Here is a 20530-nt window from a genome sequence, read left to right as displayed (position 1 = left end):
CGCATGGCCCCTCATGCTTAGCCAGAGAACGTCATGAATCTCTCCAAGTTTTTTATCGAGCGCCCCATATTTGCGGCAGTTCTGTCCGCGATGATCTTGCTGGCGGGATTGATTTCCATGGTCAATCTCCCTATTTCCGAATATCCCGGGGTCGTGCCACCGTCCGTCGTGGTGACTGCGCAATATCCGGGCGCAAATCCCAAGGTGATCGCTGAAACGGTTGCTTCGCCGCTCGAAGAGCAGATCAACGGCGTCGAAAATATGTTGTACATGCAGTCGCAAGCCAATAGCGACGGCACGCTTACGCTGACGATCACGTTCAAGCTCGGCACGAATCCCGATCTTGCTCAGCAGCAGGTGGAAACGCGTGTGAACCAGGCGCTGCCGCGCTTGCCTACGGACGTGCAGCGCCTCGGAGTTACGACGATCAAGTCGTCGCCGACGCTCACGATGGTGGTGCACCTCGTTTCGCCGAGCGAGAAATACAACAGCACGTATCTGCGCAACTATGCGCTGATCAACGTGCGTGACCGGCTCGAGCGCATTCCCGGCGTCGGCCAGGTCACGTTGTGGGGGGCCGGCGACTACTCGATGCGCGTGTGGCTCGATCCGTTGAAGGTGGCCGAACACGACATGACGGCGAACGACGTTGTCACGGCAATTCGCGATCAGAACCTCCAGGTCGCCGCTGGACAGGTCGGCGCATCCCCGTCGACGCCTGATGCACCACTGCAACTCAATGTGAACGCGCAGGGCAGACTCGAGACCGAAGACGAATTCCGCGACATCGTCCTGAAGACGTCGGCCGATGGCGCGGTGACGAGACTTAAGGACGTCGCACGCGTCGAAATGGGTGCGTCTGAATACGCGCGCCGTTCGCTGCTGAATAACAAGTCGGCCGTCGCGATGGCGATCTTCGAGTTGCCGGGAGCGAATTCACTAAACATATCGGATCACGTTCGCGACGCGATGAAACAACTGCAGGCCGATATGCCGGAAGGAGTGAAATACGACATCGTCTATGACCCGACACAGTTCGTGCGCGCGAGTATCCATGCTGTGATTCACACGCTGCTCGAAGCGATCGCCTTAGTCGTGCTCGTTGTTATCGTGTTTCTGCAGACGTGGCGCGCATCGGTCATTCCTCTGATTGCCGTGCCAGTCTCGATTATAGGCGCCTTCTCGCTGTTGCTTGCATTTGGTTTCTCGATAAATGCGCTGTCGCTGTTCGGCATGGTGTTGGCAATCGGCATCGTGGTCGATGACGCGATCGTGGTGGTCGAGAACGTCGAACGCAATATTGCGACCGGGCTGTCTCCAAAGGAGGCCACGAATCAGGCGATGCAGGAAGTGAGCGGGCCGATCATCGCAATCGCGTTGACACTGGTGGCTGTGTTCGTGCCACTCGCATTCATGAGCGGCCTGACGGGTCAGTTCTACAAACAGTTCGCGATGACCATTGCGATTTCGACGGTCATTTCCGCGTTCAATTCGCTGACGCTTTCGCCCGCGCTGTCCGCGCTTTTGCTCAAAGGACACCATGACCCTAAAGATTGGCTCACTCGCGCGATGGATCGCCTGTTCGGACCATTCTTCAATGTGTTCAACAAGGTCTTTCATCGCGGCTCAGAGTCGTATAGCCGCGGCGTGTCGAAGGTCGTCAACCGCAAGGTCGTCATCCTTGCGTTCTATGGCGTGTTGCTCGGGCTCACAGTCCTCGTGACCAAGGTCGTGCCAGGTGGATTCGTTCCCGTTCAGGACAAGCAGTATCTGGTCGCTATCGTGCAGTTGCCCAATGGCGCATCCCTCGACCGGACTGAAGCTGTGGTTCGCCAGGTCGGGGACATCGCGATGAAGACACCCGGTGTCGAATCCGCCGTGCAGTTCCCCGGTTTGTCGGTCAATGGTTTCACCAATTCGTCGAGTTCGGCGGTCGTCTTTTTCGCCGAAACGCCGTTTGATGAGCGTGAGGGCAAATCGATGACAGGGTTAAGCATCGCGGCGGATTTGAACAAGAGATTCTCTGGAATCAAGGGCGCTTTCGTCGCCGTCTTCCCGCCGCCGCCTGTTCTGGGTCTGGGCACGCTTGGTGGTTTCAAGCTCCAGGTCGAAGATCAGCAAGCCGCTGGCTATACGGCGCTCGACAACGCGACCCAGGCTTTCCTCAAGGCCGCAGCGAAGGCGCCTGAGCTCGGCCCGGCGTTCTCCACCTATCAGATCAATGTGCCGCAGGTGAACGTCGCCGTGGACCGCGTGAAGGCCAAGCAATTGGGCATCTCCGTGAACGACATTTTCAGCACTATGCAGGTTTATCTTGGTTCGTTCTATGTGAATGATTTCAACCGCTTTGGCCGTGTGTATCAGGTGCGTGTGCAAGCGGACGCGCCATTTCGTGCGCACATGGACGATATCGGATTGCTCAAAACGCGCAACGACAAGGGGGAGATGGTGCCGCTGTCGACCCTCGTGAAAGTCACGCCGACCTTTGGTCCTGATTCCGTCGTTCGGTACAACGGCTACACGGCCGCCGACGTCAATGGTGGCCCTGCGCCGGGTTACTCGTCGGGGCAGGCGCAGGCTGCCATCGAAAGGGTTGCCGCAAAGACGTTGCCGCGAGGTATGAAGTTCGAGTGGACCGACCTGACATATCAACAGATTCTGGCCGGCAACGCGGCGCTCTGGGTATTTCCTGTCAGCGTTCTGCTCGTCTATATGGTGCTCGCAGCGATGTATGAAAGCATGACGTTACCGCTGGCCATTCTGATGATCGTTCCGATGAGTGTGCTCTCTGCGCTACTTGGCGTTTGGCTGACTCACGGAGATAACAACATCTTTACGCAGATCGGCCTGATGGTGCTCGTCGGGCTATCCGCGAAGAATGCGATTCTGATTGTGGAGTTTGCGCGCGAGCTGGAGATGAAAGGGTGCTCGATCATTCAAGCGGCCATCGAGGCTAGCCGGCTGCGCCTGCGACCGATTCTGATGACATCGATTGCGTTCATCATGGGTGTGGTACCTCTCGTCGTTTCCGGTGGCGCTGGTTCGGAAATGCGTCACGCAATAGGGATCGCCGTGTTCTTCGGAATGCTTGGAGTGACCCTGTTCGGGTTGCTGCTGACGCCGGTGTTCTACGTCGTGCTTCGAAAGCTCACGAGGACCGAGCATATCGTGGACAAACACGGTCACCACCCGCACGTCCGCGGTGTAAATGCTTCGGTTGACGGGTGAGGCCACCATGTCGAGAAGTCAAATGAAATGTCCTCTGCGCGGTTCTCTATCGCTCCTCGCGGGGGCGCTGCTGACGGCAGGCTGCTCGCTGGCACCAGAGTACAAAGTCCCCGCGGCGGCCAACTCCACCACTTTCAAGGAAGCTACGGCAACCACCGGCAATTCGGCCACGATGGCGACAGAAGGGGAGATCGGGACCTGGAAGATCGCACAGCCCGCTGATCAGATTCCTCGCGGGAAGTGGTGGGTGATCTTCGACGACGCGACGCTCAACGATTTCGAAGAACAGGCGCTGTCCGCCAACCAGAATCTGGCCGCGGCGGCCGCGCGTGTCAAGGAGGCTCGTGCAGTTCAGCAGGTCACCCGTGCGGACCTCTTCCCGACTATCGGCGCTGGTTTTGGACCAACCCGAGAAAAAGCCTCGCCTTCCTCACGATTCCCGCCGAGTGGCGTAGACATACCAGCGCAGACGTTGTGGCGCGCGCAAGGTACCGCGGCTTATGAGGCGGACCTTTTCGGACGAGTCTCCGATGCGGTCAAGGCTAGTCGTGCAGAAAGCGAGCAATCAGAATCGCTCCTGCGCTCCGTGCAACTCGCGCTTCAGGCCGACGTAGCTGCGAACTACTTCACGGTTCGTGAACTTGACGCGCAACTTCAGGTGTATTCGCAGAACGTTTCGCTTCGCGAACAGGCGCTGGAGCTTGTACAGTCGAAATTCGGCGCGGGCGACATCGCCGAACTCGATGTAGCCAGGGCGCAGGCTGAGCTCGCGACAGCGCGTACTGACGAGATGACAGCAGAACGCCAACGGGCGACCGCCGAGCATAGTCTCGCGATACTCATCGGCAAGGCTCCGTCGGGGTTTTCGATGGCATCGAACCCACTGCAACCTGTTCAGATTCGGATTCCGCCAGGGCTACCTTCGGCACTCCTGGAGCGTCGGCCCGATATCGCTGCCGCTGAGCGCGCAATGGCCGCGGCCAATGCACGCATCGGCGTGGCCAAAGCGGCGTATTTTCCTTCGTTATTCATCACTGGCGCCGCTGGATTTGAGTCGGCGACGTTGGGCGATCTATTCAAATGGTCCAGTCGAGCCTTCGTTCTCGGACCCCTGGTTGGCACGGCATTGACAGTGCCTATTTTCGATGGAGGCCGTCGCGAAGGGAATCTCGCGAACGCGCGAGCCGTGTTTGAGGAAGACGTGGCCAACTATCGTCAGCAGGTCCTTAAGGCATTCCAAGAAGTTGAGGATAACCTGTCGGACCTAAGGATTCTTGAGCAGCAGACCCGGACGCAAACCGAGGCAGTGCGGGCGTCGACTCGTGCGGCACATATCTCGCGTACCCAATACAGGGAAGGGGCTGTCAACTATCTGGACGTTATCGATGCCGACCGAACGGTACTTCAAGCACAAACGACGGCCGTCAAGCTTTCCGGCATTCAGGCGGTCGCCACCGTAAACCTTGTCCGCGCACTCGGTGGAGGATGGGGCGATCCAGTCACGGTTGGTACAGCCGATACGCAACAGCTATTGAGGTAGGTTTTGTTTCCCCAGCGCTGCGCGTGGCAGGCGCTCGGCGCAGGCATAACCGCCCCGAGTCATGCGCAAAGGGACGGGACGCGTGACCTTGCGGAAGAGGTGGTCTGCGGGTTGGGTGGGCGTGAGGAAGCGGGCTGCCGGCGTCAGCAGGTGCTTGTTGTGCTCCTGCGGGAGACTTCGATCGCTTCTGACGTCGGTCTGTTCTGCGGAGGGCGGTTGAAATGCCCACCATGCCTCTTATACTGATGCGACATCACGCCGCTCAATCTCAAATTTATTAAGCTACGCGAAACTAAAGTGCGTAGATAATCCCCGCAAAGATCGATCCGAATAGAAGCCACTTTACGGCGTAGTAGGTGGGTCGATGCCAAGCCTTTATTCGCTTTCCAAATCGACGGATTGCATAGACGTATTTGAAAGCACGGTTCAAAAAGCCAGTAGAGTCCCCGGTTTCATTGGGAGAAGTAGCGGCGCGGAGCACCACGTTAGAGAAAATCCGGTTCAATGCTGTGGTCCAGCGATAACGCATCGGGCGTTCAACATCACAGAAGAGGACGATGCGCGAGATGTCGGTTTCGTTTTTGGCATAGTGAATATAGGTTTCATCGAACATTACTTCTTCACCGTCGCGCCAGTAGTATTGTTCTCCATCAACTTCAATATAGCAACCTGGACTGGACGCGGTAACCAGCCCTAGATGATACCGAACGGAGCCGGCGTAGGGGTCGCGATGGCGAACGAGGCTGGCACCCGGCGGCAGCTGCGCAAACATGGCTGCTCTGACGGTCGGAATCTGCTGGAGCAGGCGCGTGGTCACCGGACAAAGTGCTTGCGCAGAGGGGTGAGGCTCGTCGTACCACTTCAGGTGGAATCGGCGCCAACCGGTCTTGAAGAACGAGTTAAATCCGATATCCGTGTAATTTACTGCTGCGACGATTTTCCGTGCGGCATCGACAGCGAGTGCCTCATCCCGAATGGTCTGCCAGTTTGCTTTGAGGGGGGCCAGTTCATGAAAGCTGGAAGCGTCAATGTAGGCACCCCGCTTCAGCGTCGAAAATATGTAGAAAACGGCGTTAATCGGTGCCAGAAACGTTGAGTGGTCGGACAACTGACGCCAGAACGCGAAGCGTTCCTTGCCCCGCATGGCGACATAGGAAGCGCTTGCAACTAACCAGAACAGAAACAGCATGCGCATGCTTACGCTCCTAAAATATTCGCGAAGATCGTTCGGTCGGCAAGTAAATGTTTCGAGCAATGCGTCGCGTACGCCGCCGTGCCCGAGTATTGTCTTGATGGAGAAGCCGGTTTATGCCGGCATGCAGCGCCGTTATTGCGTCACGCAAGATCAAGGCGCCAATCCCCTTGCGGAACTCCGGGATCGCGCATGTCACTGGTCGCACTGGCACGTCAAAAAATGCTAATGCACTTTAATCGATAGAAGATTTATATACATTCCCTTCTCTTTTCCTTTCTCTCGCGGACCGGCGGCGACGTGAAGGCGCGCGGAGCGAGGTGGCGAATTTCCGTACATGTTAAATGATGTGAAATCAAATTCGGCCGATCTTTCGGTATAGTCGGCTGATACCTGAGCATCTGTGACTTGGCCCGCGGTCTGTTGCCGACAGGCACCGAAAGGCCGCTTTGGGTTTCGCATGATCGGTGCCTCGCTAGTGTGGGCTCGGCGACCGGAGGTATGGGAGACATCGGCGCTAAGTCGGACTCCTAATCGTAAGTGGTCGCGACGACGATCCACCTCTTTCGATTCAGAACGAAGACAACCACGACGCGCTACTGCGTGGCGCTGCGCGAGGCTAGCGTCGTCTTGAACCGCGTGAACGAGCCCTCGCTGAAGGTCGCGGAACGCGAGTGCTGCATTCTTTCGACCTATGACTTTGATCCATTGCCCGAGGCGTTTCTAGCGGGATTGGCGATGCCCTCTCAGAGGATCCCTGCTGTCGGTGAAGATTTTCCTGTGCGTCGCAAGCAGGCCAGTCAATCTCTCGGCTGTGCGCTGACTTCGCGAGGGCGTGCGGTCAGCTTCCGCGCTGTCGGCGAAACCCGGAGGCATACTCACGCATATTGCTCACATACTCAAGCGCCGTTGCACCTCTATGTCTTCCGGCGAGAAACTATATGTGTTCACCAACACACGAGGAGCAGTGCCATGAGAATTGTCGGTGCCTTGGGCGTCGCCCTGGCAGGATTGTCCATGACTGTCGCTGTCGCGGCCTACGGGCAGACAGATACGCGCTCACCGTTCAAAGGAATGACCGCGGCTGTTGTCGACGGCAACGGAAATATGCACGTGCCCACCGATTACAGGACGACTTATCAGACGCTCGGCAGCTGGGCGGTGGCTGCAGACAGTGGCCCGGGCTCAAAGCAATTGCATGTGGTCTACGCATCGCCGGGAACTATCGCCGCGTACCGCAAGGACGGACACTTTCCGGATGGCACGGTTCTCGTGAAGGAAGTGTACAAGACGAACACGAAGCCAATGACGACCGGAACAGTAAGCAGTGCCGGAATCCTTTCGGGCTGGTTCGTGATGGTTAAAGATGATGTCGGTCGCTTTCCGGAAAACAAGCTTTGGGGCGACGGATGGGGTTGGTCCTGGTTTGATGCAAGCGATCCAAAGAAGACTACATCCACGGACTATAAGAAAGACTGTCAGTCGTGTCACATACCGGCGCAAGCGTCAGACTGGATATACACCACGGGTTATCCGCCCCTAAGCCAATAAAGTGGGCGCGGCCTCGATAAAGTGTCAGTCGAGCCGCCGCGCTAGTTCGAGCAGTTTTGGGGAAGCGAGGATCACGGTGAGGCGCTGATTGTCCTTCGCTTTCGTAAATTTCCCATGGCGCCCGATATAGGCGTCGAACGGTTTTCGACCGATGCAACATTTTTGGCGAAGTACCGAGGAGATAAATCACATGAAGGCAATCATTGTGACGGACCAGGCTGCCGGGACGGCCGGCATGAAGTTCGGTGAGCGGCCGGAGCCTGAGGCAGGGATAAACGACGTCATAGTTCAGGTCCGTGCGTCGGGGTTCACTTGGGATGAACTGACGTGGCCCTCGACGTGGATCGATCGTCAAGGCCGTGACCGGACACCATCGATTCCCGGGCAAGAGTTGGCAGGTGTAGTCACCGCTCTCGGCTATGGCACAAGGGGACTATCGGTGGGACAGAGAGTGTTCGGACTTACGGACTCGTATCGCAGCGGCACCTTGGCCGAGTATGTGGCGATCGAGGCACGCAACCTCGCGGCGCTGCCAGGCGACGTCGACTTCGCGGTCGGCGCGAGCGTCGCGATGCCAGGCCTGACCGCGTGGCAGGGATTGTTCGACCACGGTCGCATCCAGGCCGGCCAGAGCATTCTCGTGCATGGCGCCGCCGGCGCAGTCGGTTCAATGGTGACTCAGCTCGCACGGGAGGCAGGCGCCTATGTCATTGGCACGGGACGCGCTGGGCACCGTCAGACGGCACTCGAGTTCGGCGCGCAAGAATTCATCGATCTTGAGAACGACGACCTGAAAGATGTCAGTGCAGTTGATCTGGTTTTCGATGTGTTCGGTGGCGACATCGCGAAGCGGTCCGCTGGTGTGATCCGAGCCGGAGGAACACTGGTGACAATCGCCGGGCCGGCCGAGGCGCGACCTGTAGACGGACTGGCGATCGACTTCGTTGTCGTATCCGATCGCACGCAACTGAGCGAAGTCATCCGGCGTGTCCGTGAGGGACGGTTACGTACGCATATCGGCAAAGTCTCTAACCTCGAGGACGCCGTAGTCGCGCTCAACCCGAGTGAGAAGACGAACGGAAAAACAATCATCCGAGTTCGTCCGTGAGCGATACGCGGCCGTCCGAGTGACGGTTCGAGTTTAGAGGCACGCAACCATGGAGAGAATCCACATGAAGGCGATTTCAGCAACAGATCAGACAGCAGGATTGGCCGGATTGAAGCTTGTCGAGCGACCGGAGCCGTCGGCAGGGATAAACGACGTTATCGTTCAGATCCATGCATCGGGGTTCGTCCCTACTGAGATGGCGTGGCCCTCGACCTGGACTGATCGCAGCGACCGTGAGCGGAAGCCGTCGATTCCAGGCCACGAGCTGGCTGGAGTGGTCACCGCTCTCGGCTATGGAACGACGGGGCTGTCTGTGGGCCAACGGGTGTTCGGCCTTGCTGACTGGTATCGTGACGGAACCTTAGCCGAATATGTGGCGATTGAGGCGCGCAACCTGGCACCGCTGCCCGGGGATGTCGACTTTACGGTGGGCGCTAGCCTGCCGATCTCGGGACTAACCGCCTGGCAAGGGCTGTTTCAACATGGGCGCCTTCAGGCGGGCCAGCGCGTGCTCGCTCACGGTGCCGCTGGGGCACTCGGCACGATGGTGACGCAACTCGCACGAGAGGCCGGCGCTTATGTCATTGGCACAGGGCGAGCCGCCGACCGTCAGAAGGCGCTCGACTTCGGCTCGCAAGAGTTTGTCGACCTCGATAGCGATACGCTGGAGGACGTCGGCGGAGTCGATCTGGTGTTCGATGTCATCGGTGGCGACATCGGGAAACGATCCGCTGGCCTGGTTCGAGCCGGAGGGACACTGGTGTCCGTTGTCGGCCCGTCCGAGGCGCGTCCTTATATCGGGCGTGCGATAGATTTTGTTGTTGAGTCCGATCGTGCCCAACTGAGCGAGATTGTCCAGCGGGTGCGGGACGGACGACTACGGACGAATATCGGCGAGATCTCGTCCCTCGACAATGCCGTCGCGGCCTTGAACCCCATCAAACGACGTGAAGGGAAGACGATTATCCGCATTCGGCAGTAAGAAGTCAGTACAGCGCGTGGTCGCCGATACAAGTAACTATTTGCTTGCTCGCCCGAGCGCTTTGCTGCGGTCAGTCCGGTCAAAATGCAGAACGTGAGCGATGCATTTAGCTAGCGAGGCAATGGAGACTCATGGCCCAGGTATTGAAAGTCGCAGGACGCGATCGCGTTCGAACGACGGCATAGTTGCGTCGTGCCGCTCGGAGGACCAGGACAGAGCGCCCGTTTTCGGGAGTATGATTTTCCGCGAATACATCGACGGTTTCGACTCGTCCCCGGGATGAACCGATCGAGTCAATTCAACCCATGGGGACAGTCACCCTCGGCGATGTAGTTCCCGAATGTCGCGGTAGAGAGCCGCTCTACCACGTTAATTCCGCGCCATCTTTGGTTCGTCAACAGCGACGGCACGGAGAGCGAACGCCACAACGATATCTCGATCAGATCAAGGAGGTTTAACATGCATCAGCGTGCTGTACTTGCTGGGGGATGCTTCTGGGGAATGCAGGACCTGATCCGCAAGCTTCCCGGTGTTGTCTCGACCCGCGTCGGTTATACCGGGGGCGAGATTTTGAACGCGACCTACCGCAATCATGGCACTCATGCGGAGGGGATCGAGATTGTCTTCGACACAACGCAAACGAGTTACCGACGCATCCTCGAGTACTTCTTTCAAATCCACGATCCGACGACACTGGACCGTCAAGGCAACGATGTCGGAACAAGCTACCGTTCGGCGATCTTTTATACGACCGGCGAACAGAAAAAGATGGCGCTGGAGACGATCGCCGACGTTGAAGCGTCGGGCCGCTGGCCGGGCAGCGTTGTCACTGAGCTTGAGCCTGTCGGAGATTTCTGGGAAGCTGAGCCGGAGCACCAAGACTATCTTGAGAAGCGGCCGGACGGGTATACGTGTCACTTTCCTCGTCCCGACTGGGTCCTCGCCAAGAGAGAAACCGTAGGCGAATCCGCGACAATTCCTACCCACGCTGGCGCCAATACTCGGTCTTAGGTGCGGTACGTCATGCAAGAACTTTGCGTTAGCCGGGATGTTGGTTTTCGCGCCGGGCGCCCGATGCTCAAAGCGGTGGGTCTCCGTTGCGAACGAAACCAACGTCGGCTTTTCAACGACGTGAGCTTCGGCCTTGGGGCGGGTGACATGTTGCGCATCATAGGTCCCAACGGGAGCGGAAAAAGCAGCTTGCTGCGTCTGCTATGTGGATTGGCGCAGCCGGCCGAGGGGCATGTCGAGCTGTTCGGCCAAGCGCTTGCCCGGCAGCGCGGGGCGCTCGCTTCTCGACTGCTATGGATAGGGCATGCACCAGGAGTAAAGGCACTCTTGACCGTCGAGGAAAACCTGTCATGGCTAGGAGCATTGCACGGGCGCAGTGCGATCACCGCCATGGAGCGGGCTATTGTCGCGGTGGGCTTGCGCGGCTTTGAGGACACGCGTTGCCATGCCCTGTCGGCGGGCCAGCAGCGTCGTGTCGCGTTGGCGCGACTGTACCTACCCGGTGCGCCAATGCTCTGGCTACTGGATGAACCCTTCACAGCGCTCGATAGCGCAGGCACAGCGCAACTTGAAGCTCACCTGGCAATGCATTGTGAGCGCGGCGGTACGGTGGTGCTGACTACGCACCATGAACTGACCCGAAGGGCGCGCGCTTATGCTGTCTTTGATCTCGGGCAGTACGCGACGTGAGCATGGTCGTGATCTCCTTACTCAACCGCGAGTTGCGTCTGTTATGTCGCCAACCCGGAGACGTTGTTAACCCCTTAGTGTTTTTCTCCGTTGTCATCGCGCTGTTTCCGCTGGCGCTGGGGGCGCAATCGCAGTTTCTGCAACAAGCGGCGCCGGGGCTAGTGTGGGTCGCGGCGTTGCTGGCCATGCTCCTTTCGCTAGACGGCCTGTTTCGTGCCGACTTCGAAGACGGCTCGCTAGAGCAGTGGATGCTCTCATCACACTCGATGGTCGTGCTGGTACTAGTCAAAGTGGCAGCGCACTGGGTTTGCAGCGGTCTTGCGATGGTGGTGGCGGCCCCTCTCCTGGCGCTGACACTAGGCCTCCCGGCCCATTGCTTCGTTGCGCTGCTGCTTTCCCTGTTGCTGGGCACGCCTGTACTCACCCTGCTCGGCGCGGTCGGCGCGGCGCTCACCGTTGGCTTGCGTCGAGGAGGGTTGTTACTGGGCTTGCTAATCCTGCCTCTGTACGCCCCGGTGTTGATTTTGGGTAGCGGCGCTCTGCAAGCGGCGTTGCAGGGCCTGCCCGTTGCGGGGTACCTGCTGTGGTTGTCATGCCTTGCCTTGCTGGCAATCACTTTGGCGCCGTTTGCGATTGGCGCGGCGCTTTCCATCAGTGTCGCCGAATGACTCACCATCTGCGGTGCAGACCCGACGACCCATCAAGAGCAACTCGAATGAACTGGACCTGGCTACACAAATGGGGCTCGCCAAAACTGTTCTACTCCATGAGTGGCAGGTGCCTGCCATGGCTCGCATCTGTCAGCGCGTTTTTGCTCGTGATCGGCCTGTCATGGGGGCTGGCATTTGCGCCCGCGGACTACCAGCAGGGCGATAGCTTTCGCATTATGTACATCCATGTGCCGGCGGCGCTGCTTGCTCAATCGATCTACGTCATGTTGGCGACTGCCGGCGTCATCGGAGCGATCTGGAAAATAAAGCTTGCGGACGTCGCACTGCAGCAGGCGGCCCCCATCGGCGCCTGGATGACATTCATCGCGCTGAGCACCGGGGCGATTTGGGGCAAGCCTACCTGGGGCACTTACTGGGTATGGGACGCACGCCTGACCTCCATGCTTATCCTGCTGTTCCTGTATCTGGGTGTCATCGCGCTGGGCCAGGCGATCACCAATCGTGATAATGCCGCACGCGCCTGCGCGGTGCTATCCGTGGTCGGCGTCGTCAACATTCCCATCATCAAGTATTCGGTCGAATGGTGGAACACCCTGCACCAGCCGGCCAGCTTCTCACTTACATCTGCGCCGGCCATGCCGGCGCAGATGTGGCTGCCATTGTTATTAACCGCGCTGGGATTCTATTGCTTCTTCGGAGCGGTACTTTTCGTGCGTATGCGCCTGGAAGTGCTGCGGCGCGAGGCCGGCAGTCGCTGGGCCGACGCTGAGGTCGCCCGACTTCTGGAGAATCGGACATGATTGCATTTGCGTCGTTCGCTGATTTTCTGGCCATGGGTGGCCACGGCGCCTACGTTTGGAGTGGCTATGGTTTGTGTGTTGTGCTATTGGCATTGAACGTGATGCTGCCTTTTCTTGCACACCGTCGATACCTGAATACTCTCGCGCGCAGCCGACGCCGGGAGGCCTTGCAATGACTCCCGCGCGTAAGAAGCGACTGTACTGGATGCTGGCCCTGCTCTGCGGCGCAAGTGCGGCCGCGGCGTTGGCAATGGCGGCGTTGCGGCAAAACATCAATCTGTTTTACACCCCAAGCCAGATCGCTGCTGGTGAGGCACCGCGCGGCACACGCGTTCGCGCGGGCGGGCTGGTAGAGACCGGTTCGTTGAAACGCACGCCGGGTTCACTGGCACTGCGATTTATCGTGACGGACGGCGAGAGCAGCATCCTCGTGCGCTACGAGGGCATTCTGCCCGACCTTTTCCGCGAGGGCCAAGGTATTGTCGCCATGGGTCGCATAGAGCCTGACGGCGCACTCCACGCTGATGAAGTCCTCGCCAAGCATGATGAGAAATACACGCCACCGGAGGCGAGGAGTGCGCTGAAGAAAATCGGTGCGAGAGACCAGCTTCTGCGCGGCAAACAGGAGTCGTATCGATGATCCCGGAACTCGGACTATTAGCCCTGATCCTGGCGCTATGCCTCGCGCTGGTACAAGCAAGCGTCCCCTTAGCAGGTGCCTGGCGGGGCGATCAGCGCTGGATGGCGCTGGCGAAGCCGGCCGCGCGGGGACAGCTCATGTTCTTGATGTTCAGCTTCGCCTGCCTGGCGCACGCTTTCCTGACTGACGATTTCTCGGTTGCGTATGTTGCACAAAATTCCAACAGTGCGCTGCCATGGTACTACAAGCTTAGTGGAATCTGGGGTGCGCATGAGGGCTCGTTGCTCCTGTGGGCCTTGATACTGGCAGGATGGACAACCGCGGTCTCGCTCTGCGCGCGCCAACTACCGGAGGCGATGCTGGCGCGAGTGCTGGCCGTGATGGGCATGATAAGCACTGGTTTCCTTCTGTTTCTGATCGGCACCTCAAACCCATTTGCGCGATTATTACCCAATGTCCCAGTCGATGGCCGGGACCTCAATCCTGTGTTGCAGGACGTCGGCCTGATCGTCCATCCGCCCATACTGTACATGGGCTATGTTGGCTTTTCGGTCGCGTTCGCCTTCGCCATCGCGGCCCTGCTGGATGGTAAGCTCGACGCCGCTTGGGCACGCTGGTCTCGCCCATGGACAAACGTGGCTTGGGCGTTTCTCGGCGTGGGTATCGCCGTCGGATCATGGTGGGCTTACTCTGAACTCGGGTGGGGCGGTTGGTGGTTCTGGGATCCCGTCGAAAACGCGTCGTTGATGCCCTGGCTAGTGGGCGCGGCTCTGATCCACTCCCTGGCAGCAACTGAGAAACGGGGCGTATTCAAGAGCTGGACCGTGCTACTGGCGATCGCCGCGTTCTCGCTCAGCTTGCTAGGCACCTTCCTGGTCCGGTCGGGCGTGTTGACCTCCGTGCACGCCTTCGCCACTGACCCGGCGCGCGGCGTATTCGTACTCGCATTCCTCCTGGCAGTGGTGGGTGGGTCGCTTGCGCTGTTTGCTCTCCGGGCGCCGGTGGTGAAAAGCCACGTCGGTTTCGGGATCTGGTCGCGTGAGACGCTGCTGCTGGTCAACAACCTGTTGCTGTCGGTGGCGGCGGCCGCGATCCTGCTCGGCACGCTTTACCCGATGGTTCTCGACGCGCTTACCGGCACGAAGCTGTCGGTCGGTGCACCTTACTTCAATGCCATGTTCGTGCCGCTGATGGCGCTGCTGATGGCGACGACCGCGGTCGGCATGTTCACGCGCTGGAAAGGCACTCCAGTGCGCTGGCTCGGGCGAATGCTTATGCCTGTGCTGGGGGCCAGCCTGATGCTCGCGTTGGTTGTCGCTACCTTGCAGTCCCTGTCGCGTTGGGCGGTGGCTGGAGGCGGCTTGCTGGCTGCGTGGATCGTCTTCGCGGGCTTACGTGACGTGTTGGACAAAACGCGTAGCAAGGGGTTGCTCCAGGGCCTGCCGACGCTCGGCCGCAGCTATTGGGGCATGCAACTGGCCCATCTGGGTTTCGCCGTATGCGCGTTGGGAGCCGTGCTGGCAAGTGTCTGCAGCGTTGACCGGGATCTGCGCATGACGTCAGGCAAAGCCATCGAAGTGGGCGGCTACCACTTTGTATTCGAAGGCGCGACGCAGATTCAGGGGCCGAATTATGTTGCCGATCGCGGCAGAGTACGGGTCCTTCGAGACGGGAGCGAAGTTGCCATTCTTCATCCAGAAAAACGCGTCTACCAAGTCCAAAGGACTCCCATGACCGAGGCCGCAATCGAGGCGGGCTTCACTAGAGACCTGTTTGTAGCCATGGGCGAACCGCTGGTCGACGGCGCCTGGACGGTGCGGGTGCAGATCAAACCTTTCGTTCGCTGGATCTGGCTGGGTGCGCTGCTGATGGCGTTGGGTGGCTCCGTGGCGGCGACCGACAGGCGCTATCGCGCCAAGTCGAATAGATCGGCTCAGGAGACACGCATTAGCGGAGCGCGAACATGAAACGGTTGCTATTGCTGTTGCCGTTGGTAGTGTTTCTCCTCATCGCGGGCTTTCTGTATCGGGGCATGTTCCTCGATCCAACCAGCGTGCCCTCCGCGCTTATTGGAAAGCCTTTTCCCGCTTTCGCGCTTTCGGCTCTCGACCAGGCGTCGCGCACGCTGACACTCAAGGACATTACCGGAAGACCGGCGCTGGTGAACATCTGGGCGTCGTGGTGCTCATCCTGTCGACAGGAGCATCCGGTATTAATAAGACTGGCCTCTCGAGGCGTAGTCATCTACGGCGTCAACTACAAGGATGACCGGTCTGCGGCGCGGCGCTGGTTGGGTACGTCGGACAATCCGTACTTGCTGGACATTGAGGATGCTGTCGGGTCCTTAGGTGTGGACCTCGGCGTTTATGGTGCACCGGAGACGTTCGTCATCGACGCTCAAGGCGTCATCCGCGACAAGTATGTCGGAATCATCGACGAGGACGTTTGGCGGAAGAAACTTGCTCCGGTTTACGCCAAGCTGTTGCGGGAGTCCGGGCCATGAAGCGCCTTTTGACCGTGATTGCGCTAGGGCTCTGCGGGCTCAGTGGCAGCTACGCCGCCATCGAACCCCGTGATTTTGCTGACGACAGTCAGCGTGAACGCTATCACGAACTGGCCGTTGAGCTGCGTTGCCCCAAGTGTCAGAACCAGAGCATCGCGGAATCGGATTCACCCATCGCCAACGATTTGCGTGGTGAGATTCATCGCATGCTGCGCGAAGGCCGAAGCGACGAACAAATCATTGACTTCATGGTCGCCCGCTATGGCGATTTCGTTTTGTACGACCCACCGCTTTCCGGCCGCACGGCGCTGCTCTGGCTTGGCCCTGCAGCACTGCTGCTGGCTGGAGGTGCGATCGTGGCCGCTATTGTCGCAACCCGGCGTCGATCGCGCCCGGCACCAGTAAGTTCATTGTCGGACGGTGACCAGCGTCGCTTAGGCGGCCTGCTTGGAGACGCGGACTCATCCATTGGACAAGATCCATGATCGCTTTCTGGCTCTACGCAGGACTGTTGTTTGCAGCAGCTCTAGCCTTCATTCTGGTGCCTCAGTTGCACATCCCTCGCGGGCGCGTCGATGCCGATCGCACCCGTGTGAATGTCGGCCTCTACCACGAACGTCTGCACGAATTGCAAGAGCAGCACCGGGTTGGCGTGTTCGACGCGGCCCAGCTAGATCTCGGGCGCGCGGAAGCTGCGCGAGAACTGCTGGACGACACGCGCCGTGCGGAGTATGCCGTTGATTTCTCTATGGGCAGATCTATTCCGCTGGCAGTAGCACTATCAACGCCGTTGCTGGCGCTGGCGCTGTATCTGCACTGGGGCTCGCTTGATCAACTTAAGCTCACGCGCCAACGCGCCGCTGCACAAAATGTCGAGAAAATTGCTATGCGCCAGGAAGCTGCATCACTCGCTGCTACGTCCGACTCGGCCGATGGTTGGTCGTCGTTGGGCCGCGCCTACATGGCACAAGGACGGATGTCCGACGCGTCCCGCGCGTACGAGCGTGGAGCGGCTCTAGCAGGGCGGCCTCCGGAACTGCTGGGTGACTGGGCGGAAGCCGAATATTTCGCGGGTGGTCGCCAATGGACTCCCAAGTTGCAGGCACTCACCAACGAGGCTCTCGCCAGCAACCCGCGAGAGGCAGTGAGCCTAAAGTTAGCGGGCATGGCCGCGTTTCAAGCCGGCCGATACAGCGACGCAGTTGGCTACTGGGAACGTCTCGCGGCCACCATGCCTGAGGGGGACTTAAGTCGCGCCTCGATCGCCAAAGACGTTGCTCGCGCTCGCGATTTGGCGAAGTAGCGACGTGCTTAAACGGCTTGACGAGGTTGGTACGGATTGATGCTGACGTTGTTTCCTTGTTCGCGTCCCGAGGCACAAATCAGGCATTGCGCGGCACTGGCGCCTTCATGTTGAAAGCGACCAGGAGCCAGCATAGGACAAGAATCGAGCACGCGTAGAATACCCCGCTTGCACCGACGTGTTTGAACAGCCACCCGCCCACCACGCCGCCGAGCGCAAGGCCGATCGACTGGGTTGTGTTGTAGACGCCCGTCGCCGCCCCTTTACGGTTGCCCGGCGCGAGCTTCGACACTAGCGATGGCTGCACGGCTTCGAGAATATTGAAACCAAGGAAATACACGAACAGTAGGGTCGTCACCACCATTATGGTAGGCGCGAGCAAGCCGAGCATAACCTGGCCAATGAGGACAAGTCCAATGGCCGAGACGACCACCGACTTCATCATGTGTCGCTTTTCGGCGGCCATGATAGCGGGCACCATCAGGACAAACGAAAGGCCCATAGCCGGCAGATAGCTCTGCCAGTGCGACGCCACTGGAAGACCCACGTTCGCGAGCAGGCGCGGGACGACCAGAAAGAGCGCGGTCTGAGTGGCATGCAGCACGAGTACGCCGAAGTTAAGGCGCAGCAACTCTGTATTGCGCAGGACTTCGGCGAACGGCGCTCGCACGTGCACAGGCATGGGTGCATCTGGCACGATCCATAGCACAACGGCCACCGCAAGAATTGAGAATGTGCCGACGAGCGCGAACAGGCCGCTCATACCTAGCCAGTGAAACACGATGGGCGCGCCGACGATCGCCACGGCGAATGACATGCCGATTGACCCGCCCACCATAGCCATGGCCTTGGTGCGGTGCGCTTCGGAGGTAAGGTCGGCGATGAACGCCAGCACTGCGGAGGAAATCGCACCCATGCCCTGAATTATCCTGCCGGCGATGATCCACGCGATGTCGTGCGCGAAGCTGGCCACGAAGCTGCCGATGGCGAAGATCACCAGGCCCGTGATGATCACGGGTTTTCGGCCCAACTTGTCAGAAAGCCAGCCATAGAAAATATACAGGAGCGACTGTGTAACGCCGTAGGCTCCGAGAGCGATGCCTACGAGCAGTGCATTGTCGCCACCGGCGATGCTTTTCGCGTATACCGAAAACACGGGCATGATCATGAACAGGCCCAACATGCGCAGGGCGAAGATCCCCGCGAGCGACAAAGTCGCGCGCAATTCCGGTGTGCTCATTCGCGACTTGGAAATTGGTGATGTGGAGGATGCGTGCATTTGGATCAATCAAAAAAGGCTGCGATGGCGCTGGCTGAGGGCGTTGGCATCGGCGCATTGTCGGGAAAGCGGGCCATCCTTCTGATCCGGGTAGGGCACAACGCTACCCGCAACCGAGCCCGGGCCCACTGAATGTCGGATAAGGCGGAACAAAATAAGACTATTTGATTGCAGGGTCGAAATGGCAACTTTTCACGAAAAGTCGAACAGGTCGATAGTTCACGGATCCTGCCGGCGCATACCACCTGTCTCGGAAGCTCGTATATACGGTGTTTTCCTAACTCGTTCTGCATTCTCGCGACTATCAAGGAAGATGTCGCCGAGTGGCTGTCACCATGTTTGATCTCATATCGGTCCGGAGTGTTCCATGACTGGCGTGCCGCAACTCACCTTTGCTTTGTTTGACTGAGGGCTTCGCAAAGCGTGGCCAACCACAGTCGCTGTCGAACTTATCTAAGGACGAAAAGCGTGGTTCACCGGCATACCAGCTTTGCGGGATTACGCGATACGGCTCACGAGTAATTCGCGCGATCACCTCAAGTGTCATCTTGTATCGGTCCATAGTGACAAGCCCGCGCCGTGGGACGGCGAAGTTTGAAAGATTGGCGGTTGCTCCGCTGTACTCTAAGACGTTCCGGAACGAAATGAAAACATACTTAGGTATTGAAACGATATTCTTGCGATTGCGCTATATGAACTTCAGGACTGCGCTTTGGAGACCAAGATTCTTGTGGGAACCTTGCGAAGCAACCTTCGTATATGAGGCGAGGCGATCGGGTTCTCCGGTGTGCGCTTAAGGTAGCGATACAGTTTTCGTGCGCGAACTTCATGTGAAAGTTATTGCCGAGTTCGGACGAGGGGAAGGGGGCGCAGTTACTGCCTTTTTACTGTGACGGATTGTGTATCTTGCTTGTCCCTGTGAATGCATTTGTATTGCGCTTTAACCGCGAACCGAAAGTTTGCTGAAACCTTGGGACGTCTGCCAACAGTCAGAGGTTGGATATCGCAGCATGAATCGGTGTAGTATTCGACCGGGACGCCTCTCTAAACCATGCTTTGTTCACGTAATAACCAGAATGACTGCATTTGCAAGAACCTCCCAGGCGGCGCGCGTACGCCGAAGTAAAGCGGCGTTGTTACCTATAGCTCGTGCAGAAGCGGACCGTGTCAGTCTGCAGGTGCACGTCGCCCTCGATGCTATGCGGCGAAAAAGGGGCAACTTCGATGCCGCGCGTACACTATGCCAAGTGATGATCGTGACTGGCCTGCTCGTCGAAGCGGGTTATGGCGATGCGACATTCGAGGAAATGAAAGAAGCGGAAAGCATCCTTTTCGCGGCATTCAATCGCGGTCGACATTCCAACGTATGGTCGCTCGAGGAAGAAGAATTCCGGCACTTCGCTACCATCGTCACGACATACGATTATCAAATGCGTCGCGCACCACTCGCGGCAATCATCGATGCCGGTCACCGTTTGGAGCGTTTTCGCGTTGGAGAATCGTTTGACCAGATGGCCTACAGACGTGCTTGACGTCCTCCGGCGCCTCTAGCAATAGCTCATGACACATCTGGCTTGGCTCCAAGGGTCGATCGTTTGGGTCGTTACTGGGACTGGCGCGTTTGGCGCGGGTGCTGGACTGCATGTGCAGCTGGGGCGAGCGCAAATATCTCTTCATTAGCGACGTGACATCCGATCACGACCGCGTCGCGCTGCAGCAGGCACTGGCCGCGAACGTCGCGCTCACCAGGCGGCTGCACCGAGAGGGGGGCACTGGCGGGCATTTGTGTCGTTCGACTACGCCCCGGCCCGAAGGGTCACGCTCGGCGTGCAGCACGGCGCCATCGGGCTCGATTTCAACGTGGATCATCTGGCCGTCACCGAGACCAACCCGTTCGGTAACCTGCCGCGTACGAAACGCTTCAGGTTGCGCGTGAAGATGCCACGTCGGGCCAGCGTGAAGCGGTGCTGTCCGATGCGCTCTGCGCCGACAATTGGGATAGGCTACGCAATAGGCCGATGACGGATGTACT

19 protein-coding genes are annotated in these 20530 nt (G+C 58.7%); 17 read left to right on the top strand and 2 right to left on the bottom strand.

From position 1 onward, the window contains the following. Window positions 1-33 precede the first annotated feature (33 nt). Window positions 34-3228, top strand: a complete 3195-nt coding sequence (locus tag H1204_RS35520; protein WP_180733407.1) for an efflux RND transporter permease subunit — start codon at window positions 34-36, stop codon at window positions 3226-3228. Between the two features lie 7 nt (window positions 3229-3235). After that, window positions 3236-4768, top strand: a complete 1533-nt coding sequence (locus H1204_RS35515) for an efflux transporter outer membrane subunit (RefSeq protein WP_180733406.1) — start codon at window positions 3236-3238, stop codon at window positions 4766-4768. 292 nt (window positions 4769-5060) lie between these two features. Here H1204_RS35515 and H1204_RS35510 read toward each other — a convergent pair whose 3' ends face one another. Continuing rightward, entirely contained in the window at window positions 5061-5963 is a 903-nt protein-coding gene (locus H1204_RS35510; protein WP_180733405.1) for an aspartyl/asparaginyl beta-hydroxylase domain-containing protein, read from the bottom strand. Between the two features lie 969 nt (window positions 5964-6932). Between H1204_RS35510 and H1204_RS35505 the strand changes: the two genes are divergently transcribed. The 13 genes from H1204_RS35505 (at window position 6933) to ccmI (ending at window position 17219) form a co-directional block, all read left to right on the top strand. Continuing rightward, entirely contained in the window at window positions 6933-7511 is a 579-nt protein-coding gene (locus H1204_RS35505) for a cytochrome P460 family protein (protein WP_180733404.1), read from the top strand. Window positions 7512-7701: 190 nt separating this feature from the next. Then, complete coding sequence (locus H1204_RS35500) at window positions 7702-8619, top strand: NADP-dependent oxidoreductase (protein WP_180733403.1); 918 nt, start codon at window positions 7702-7704, stop codon at window positions 8617-8619. 64 nt (window positions 8620-8683) lie between these two features. Then, a complete protein-coding gene (locus H1204_RS35495) occupies window positions 8684-9601 on the top strand; it encodes an NADP-dependent oxidoreductase (protein ID WP_180733402.1) in 918 nt (305 codons plus the stop codon). Between the two features lie 459 nt (window positions 9602-10060). Then, entirely contained in the window at window positions 10061-10612 is a 552-nt protein-coding gene (msrA, locus tag H1204_RS35490; protein ID WP_180733401.1) for a peptide-methionine (S)-S-oxide reductase MsrA, read from the top strand. A 63-nt stretch (window positions 10613-10675) separates the two neighbouring features. Then, window positions 10676-11302, top strand: coding sequence for a cytochrome c biogenesis heme-transporting ATPase CcmA (ccmA, locus tag H1204_RS35485; RefSeq protein WP_180735149.1), 627 nt, complete (start codon window positions 10676-10678; stop codon window positions 11300-11302). Next, window positions 11299-11970 carry a heme exporter protein CcmB gene (ccmB, locus tag H1204_RS35480; protein WP_180733400.1) on the top strand — a complete coding sequence of 224 codons (672 nt, stop codon included), beginning with the start codon at window positions 11299-11301 and terminating at the stop codon, window positions 11968-11970. The genes ccmA and ccmB overlap by 4 nt, the downstream gene beginning before the upstream one ends. A gap of 47 nt (window positions 11971-12017) precedes the next feature. Beyond that, the gene (locus tag H1204_RS35475; protein ID WP_180733399.1) at window positions 12018-12773 is read left to right on the top strand and encodes a heme ABC transporter permease; all 756 of its coding nucleotides are present in this window, start codon (window positions 12018-12020) and stop codon (window positions 12771-12773) included. Beyond that, window positions 12773-12949 (top strand): heme exporter protein CcmD, encoded by a 177-nt coding sequence (ccmD, locus tag H1204_RS35470; RefSeq protein ID WP_180735148.1) that lies wholly within the window; start codon window positions 12773-12775, stop codon window positions 12947-12949. Before H1204_RS35475 ends, ccmD begins: the two co-directional genes overlap by 1 nt. Further along, window positions 12946-13413: a cytochrome c maturation protein CcmE gene (gene ccmE, locus H1204_RS35465; protein WP_180733398.1), complete on the top strand. Its 468-nt coding sequence runs from the start codon at window positions 12946-12948 to the stop codon at window positions 13411-13413. Before ccmD ends, ccmE begins: the two co-directional genes overlap by 4 nt. After that, a complete protein-coding gene (locus H1204_RS35460; RefSeq protein WP_180733397.1) occupies window positions 13410-15380 on the top strand; it encodes a heme lyase CcmF/NrfE family subunit in 1971 nt (656 codons plus the stop codon). The genes ccmE and H1204_RS35460 overlap by 4 nt, the downstream gene beginning before the upstream one ends. Beyond that, complete coding sequence (locus H1204_RS35455) at window positions 15377-15916, top strand: DsbE family thiol:disulfide interchange protein (RefSeq protein WP_180733396.1); 540 nt, start codon at window positions 15377-15379, stop codon at window positions 15914-15916. The genes H1204_RS35460 and H1204_RS35455 overlap by 4 nt, the downstream gene beginning before the upstream one ends. After that, complete coding sequence (locus H1204_RS35450) at window positions 15913-16401, top strand: cytochrome c-type biogenesis protein (RefSeq protein ID WP_180733395.1); 489 nt, start codon at window positions 15913-15915, stop codon at window positions 16399-16401. The genes H1204_RS35455 and H1204_RS35450 overlap by 4 nt, the downstream gene beginning before the upstream one ends. Continuing rightward, window positions 16398-17219, top strand: a complete 822-nt coding sequence (ccmI, locus tag H1204_RS35445; protein WP_180733394.1) for a c-type cytochrome biogenesis protein CcmI — start codon at window positions 16398-16400, stop codon at window positions 17217-17219. Before H1204_RS35450 ends, ccmI begins: the two co-directional genes overlap by 4 nt. A gap of 79 nt (window positions 17220-17298) precedes the next feature. On the opposite strand, the gene H1204_RS35440 is transcribed toward ccmI, so the two are convergent. Then, window positions 17299-18459: an MFS transporter gene (locus H1204_RS35440; RefSeq protein ID WP_180733393.1), complete on the bottom strand. Its 1161-nt coding sequence runs from the start codon at window positions 18457-18459 to the stop codon at window positions 17299-17301. A 1115-nt stretch (window positions 18460-19574) separates the two neighbouring features. Between H1204_RS35440 and H1204_RS35430 the strand changes: the two genes are divergently transcribed. Together H1204_RS35430 and H1204_RS35425 are read left to right on the top strand one after the other, a co-directional pair. Beyond that, window positions 19575-20030 (top strand): hypothetical protein, encoded by a 456-nt coding sequence (locus tag H1204_RS35430; protein ID WP_180733391.1) that lies wholly within the window; start codon window positions 19575-19577, stop codon window positions 20028-20030. Between the two features lie 253 nt (window positions 20031-20283). Beyond that, on the top strand, window positions 20284-20520 hold the full coding sequence (locus H1204_RS35425) for a hypothetical protein (RefSeq protein ID WP_180733390.1): 237 nt from the start codon (window positions 20284-20286) through the stop codon (window positions 20518-20520). The last annotated feature ends 10 nt before the right edge of the window (window positions 20521-20530 follow it).

The organism is Paraburkholderia sp. PGU19, from assembly GCF_013426915.1.
Classification (GTDB): Bacteria; Pseudomonadota; Gammaproteobacteria; order Burkholderiales; family Burkholderiaceae; genus Paraburkholderia.
This window is presented reverse-complemented; position numbering and strand designations above follow the sequence as displayed.

What these genes read in the sequence shown, in the direction of transcription:
- H1204_RS35460 (WP_180733397.1), top strand. Translation starts at nt 13,410, where the DNA reads ATGATCCCGGAACTCGGACTATTAGCCCTGATCCTGGCGCTATGCCTC.
- H1204_RS35430 (WP_180733391.1), top strand. Translation starts at nt 19,575, where the DNA reads ATGACTGCATTTGCAAGAACCTCCCAGGCGGCGCGCGTACGCCGAAGT.
- msrA (WP_180733401.1), top strand. Translation starts at nt 10,061, where the DNA reads ATGCATCAGCGTGCTGTACTTGCTGGGGGATGCTTCTGGGGAATGCAG.
- H1204_RS35450 (WP_180733395.1), top strand. Translation starts at nt 15,913, where the DNA reads ATGAAGCGCCTTTTGACCGTGATTGCGCTAGGGCTCTGCGGGCTCAGT.
- H1204_RS35505 (WP_180733404.1), top strand. Translation starts at nt 6,933, where the DNA reads ATGAGAATTGTCGGTGCCTTGGGCGTCGCCCTGGCAGGATTGTCCATG.
- H1204_RS35495 (WP_180733402.1), top strand. Translation starts at nt 8,684, where the DNA reads ATGAAGGCGATTTCAGCAACAGATCAGACAGCAGGATTGGCCGGATTG.
- H1204_RS35455 (WP_180733396.1), top strand. Translation starts at nt 15,377, where the DNA reads ATGAAACGGTTGCTATTGCTGTTGCCGTTGGTAGTGTTTCTCCTCATC.
- H1204_RS35520 (WP_180733407.1), top strand. Translation starts at nt 34, where the DNA reads ATGAATCTCTCCAAGTTTTTTATCGAGCGCCCCATATTTGCGGCAGTT.
- H1204_RS35510 (WP_180733405.1), bottom strand. Translation starts at nt 5,963, where the DNA reads ATGCGCATGCTGTTTCTGTTCTGGTTAGTTGCAAGCGCTTCCTATGTC.
- H1204_RS35500 (WP_180733403.1), top strand. Translation starts at nt 7,702, where the DNA reads ATGAAGGCAATCATTGTGACGGACCAGGCTGCCGGGACGGCCGGCATG.
- ccmI (WP_180733394.1), top strand. Translation starts at nt 16,398, where the DNA reads ATGATCGCTTTCTGGCTCTACGCAGGACTGTTGTTTGCAGCAGCTCTA.
- ccmE (WP_180733398.1), top strand. Translation starts at nt 12,946, where the DNA reads ATGACTCCCGCGCGTAAGAAGCGACTGTACTGGATGCTGGCCCTGCTC.
- H1204_RS35515 (WP_180733406.1), top strand. Translation starts at nt 3,236, where the DNA reads ATGTCGAGAAGTCAAATGAAATGTCCTCTGCGCGGTTCTCTATCGCTC.
- ccmA (WP_180735149.1), top strand. Translation starts at nt 10,676, where the DNA reads ATGCTCAAAGCGGTGGGTCTCCGTTGCGAACGAAACCAACGTCGGCTT.
- H1204_RS35440 (WP_180733393.1), bottom strand. Translation starts at nt 18,459, where the DNA reads ATGAGCACACCGGAATTGCGCGCGACTTTGTCGCTCGCGGGGATCTTC.
- H1204_RS35475 (WP_180733399.1), top strand. Translation starts at nt 12,018, where the DNA reads ATGAACTGGACCTGGCTACACAAATGGGGCTCGCCAAAACTGTTCTAC.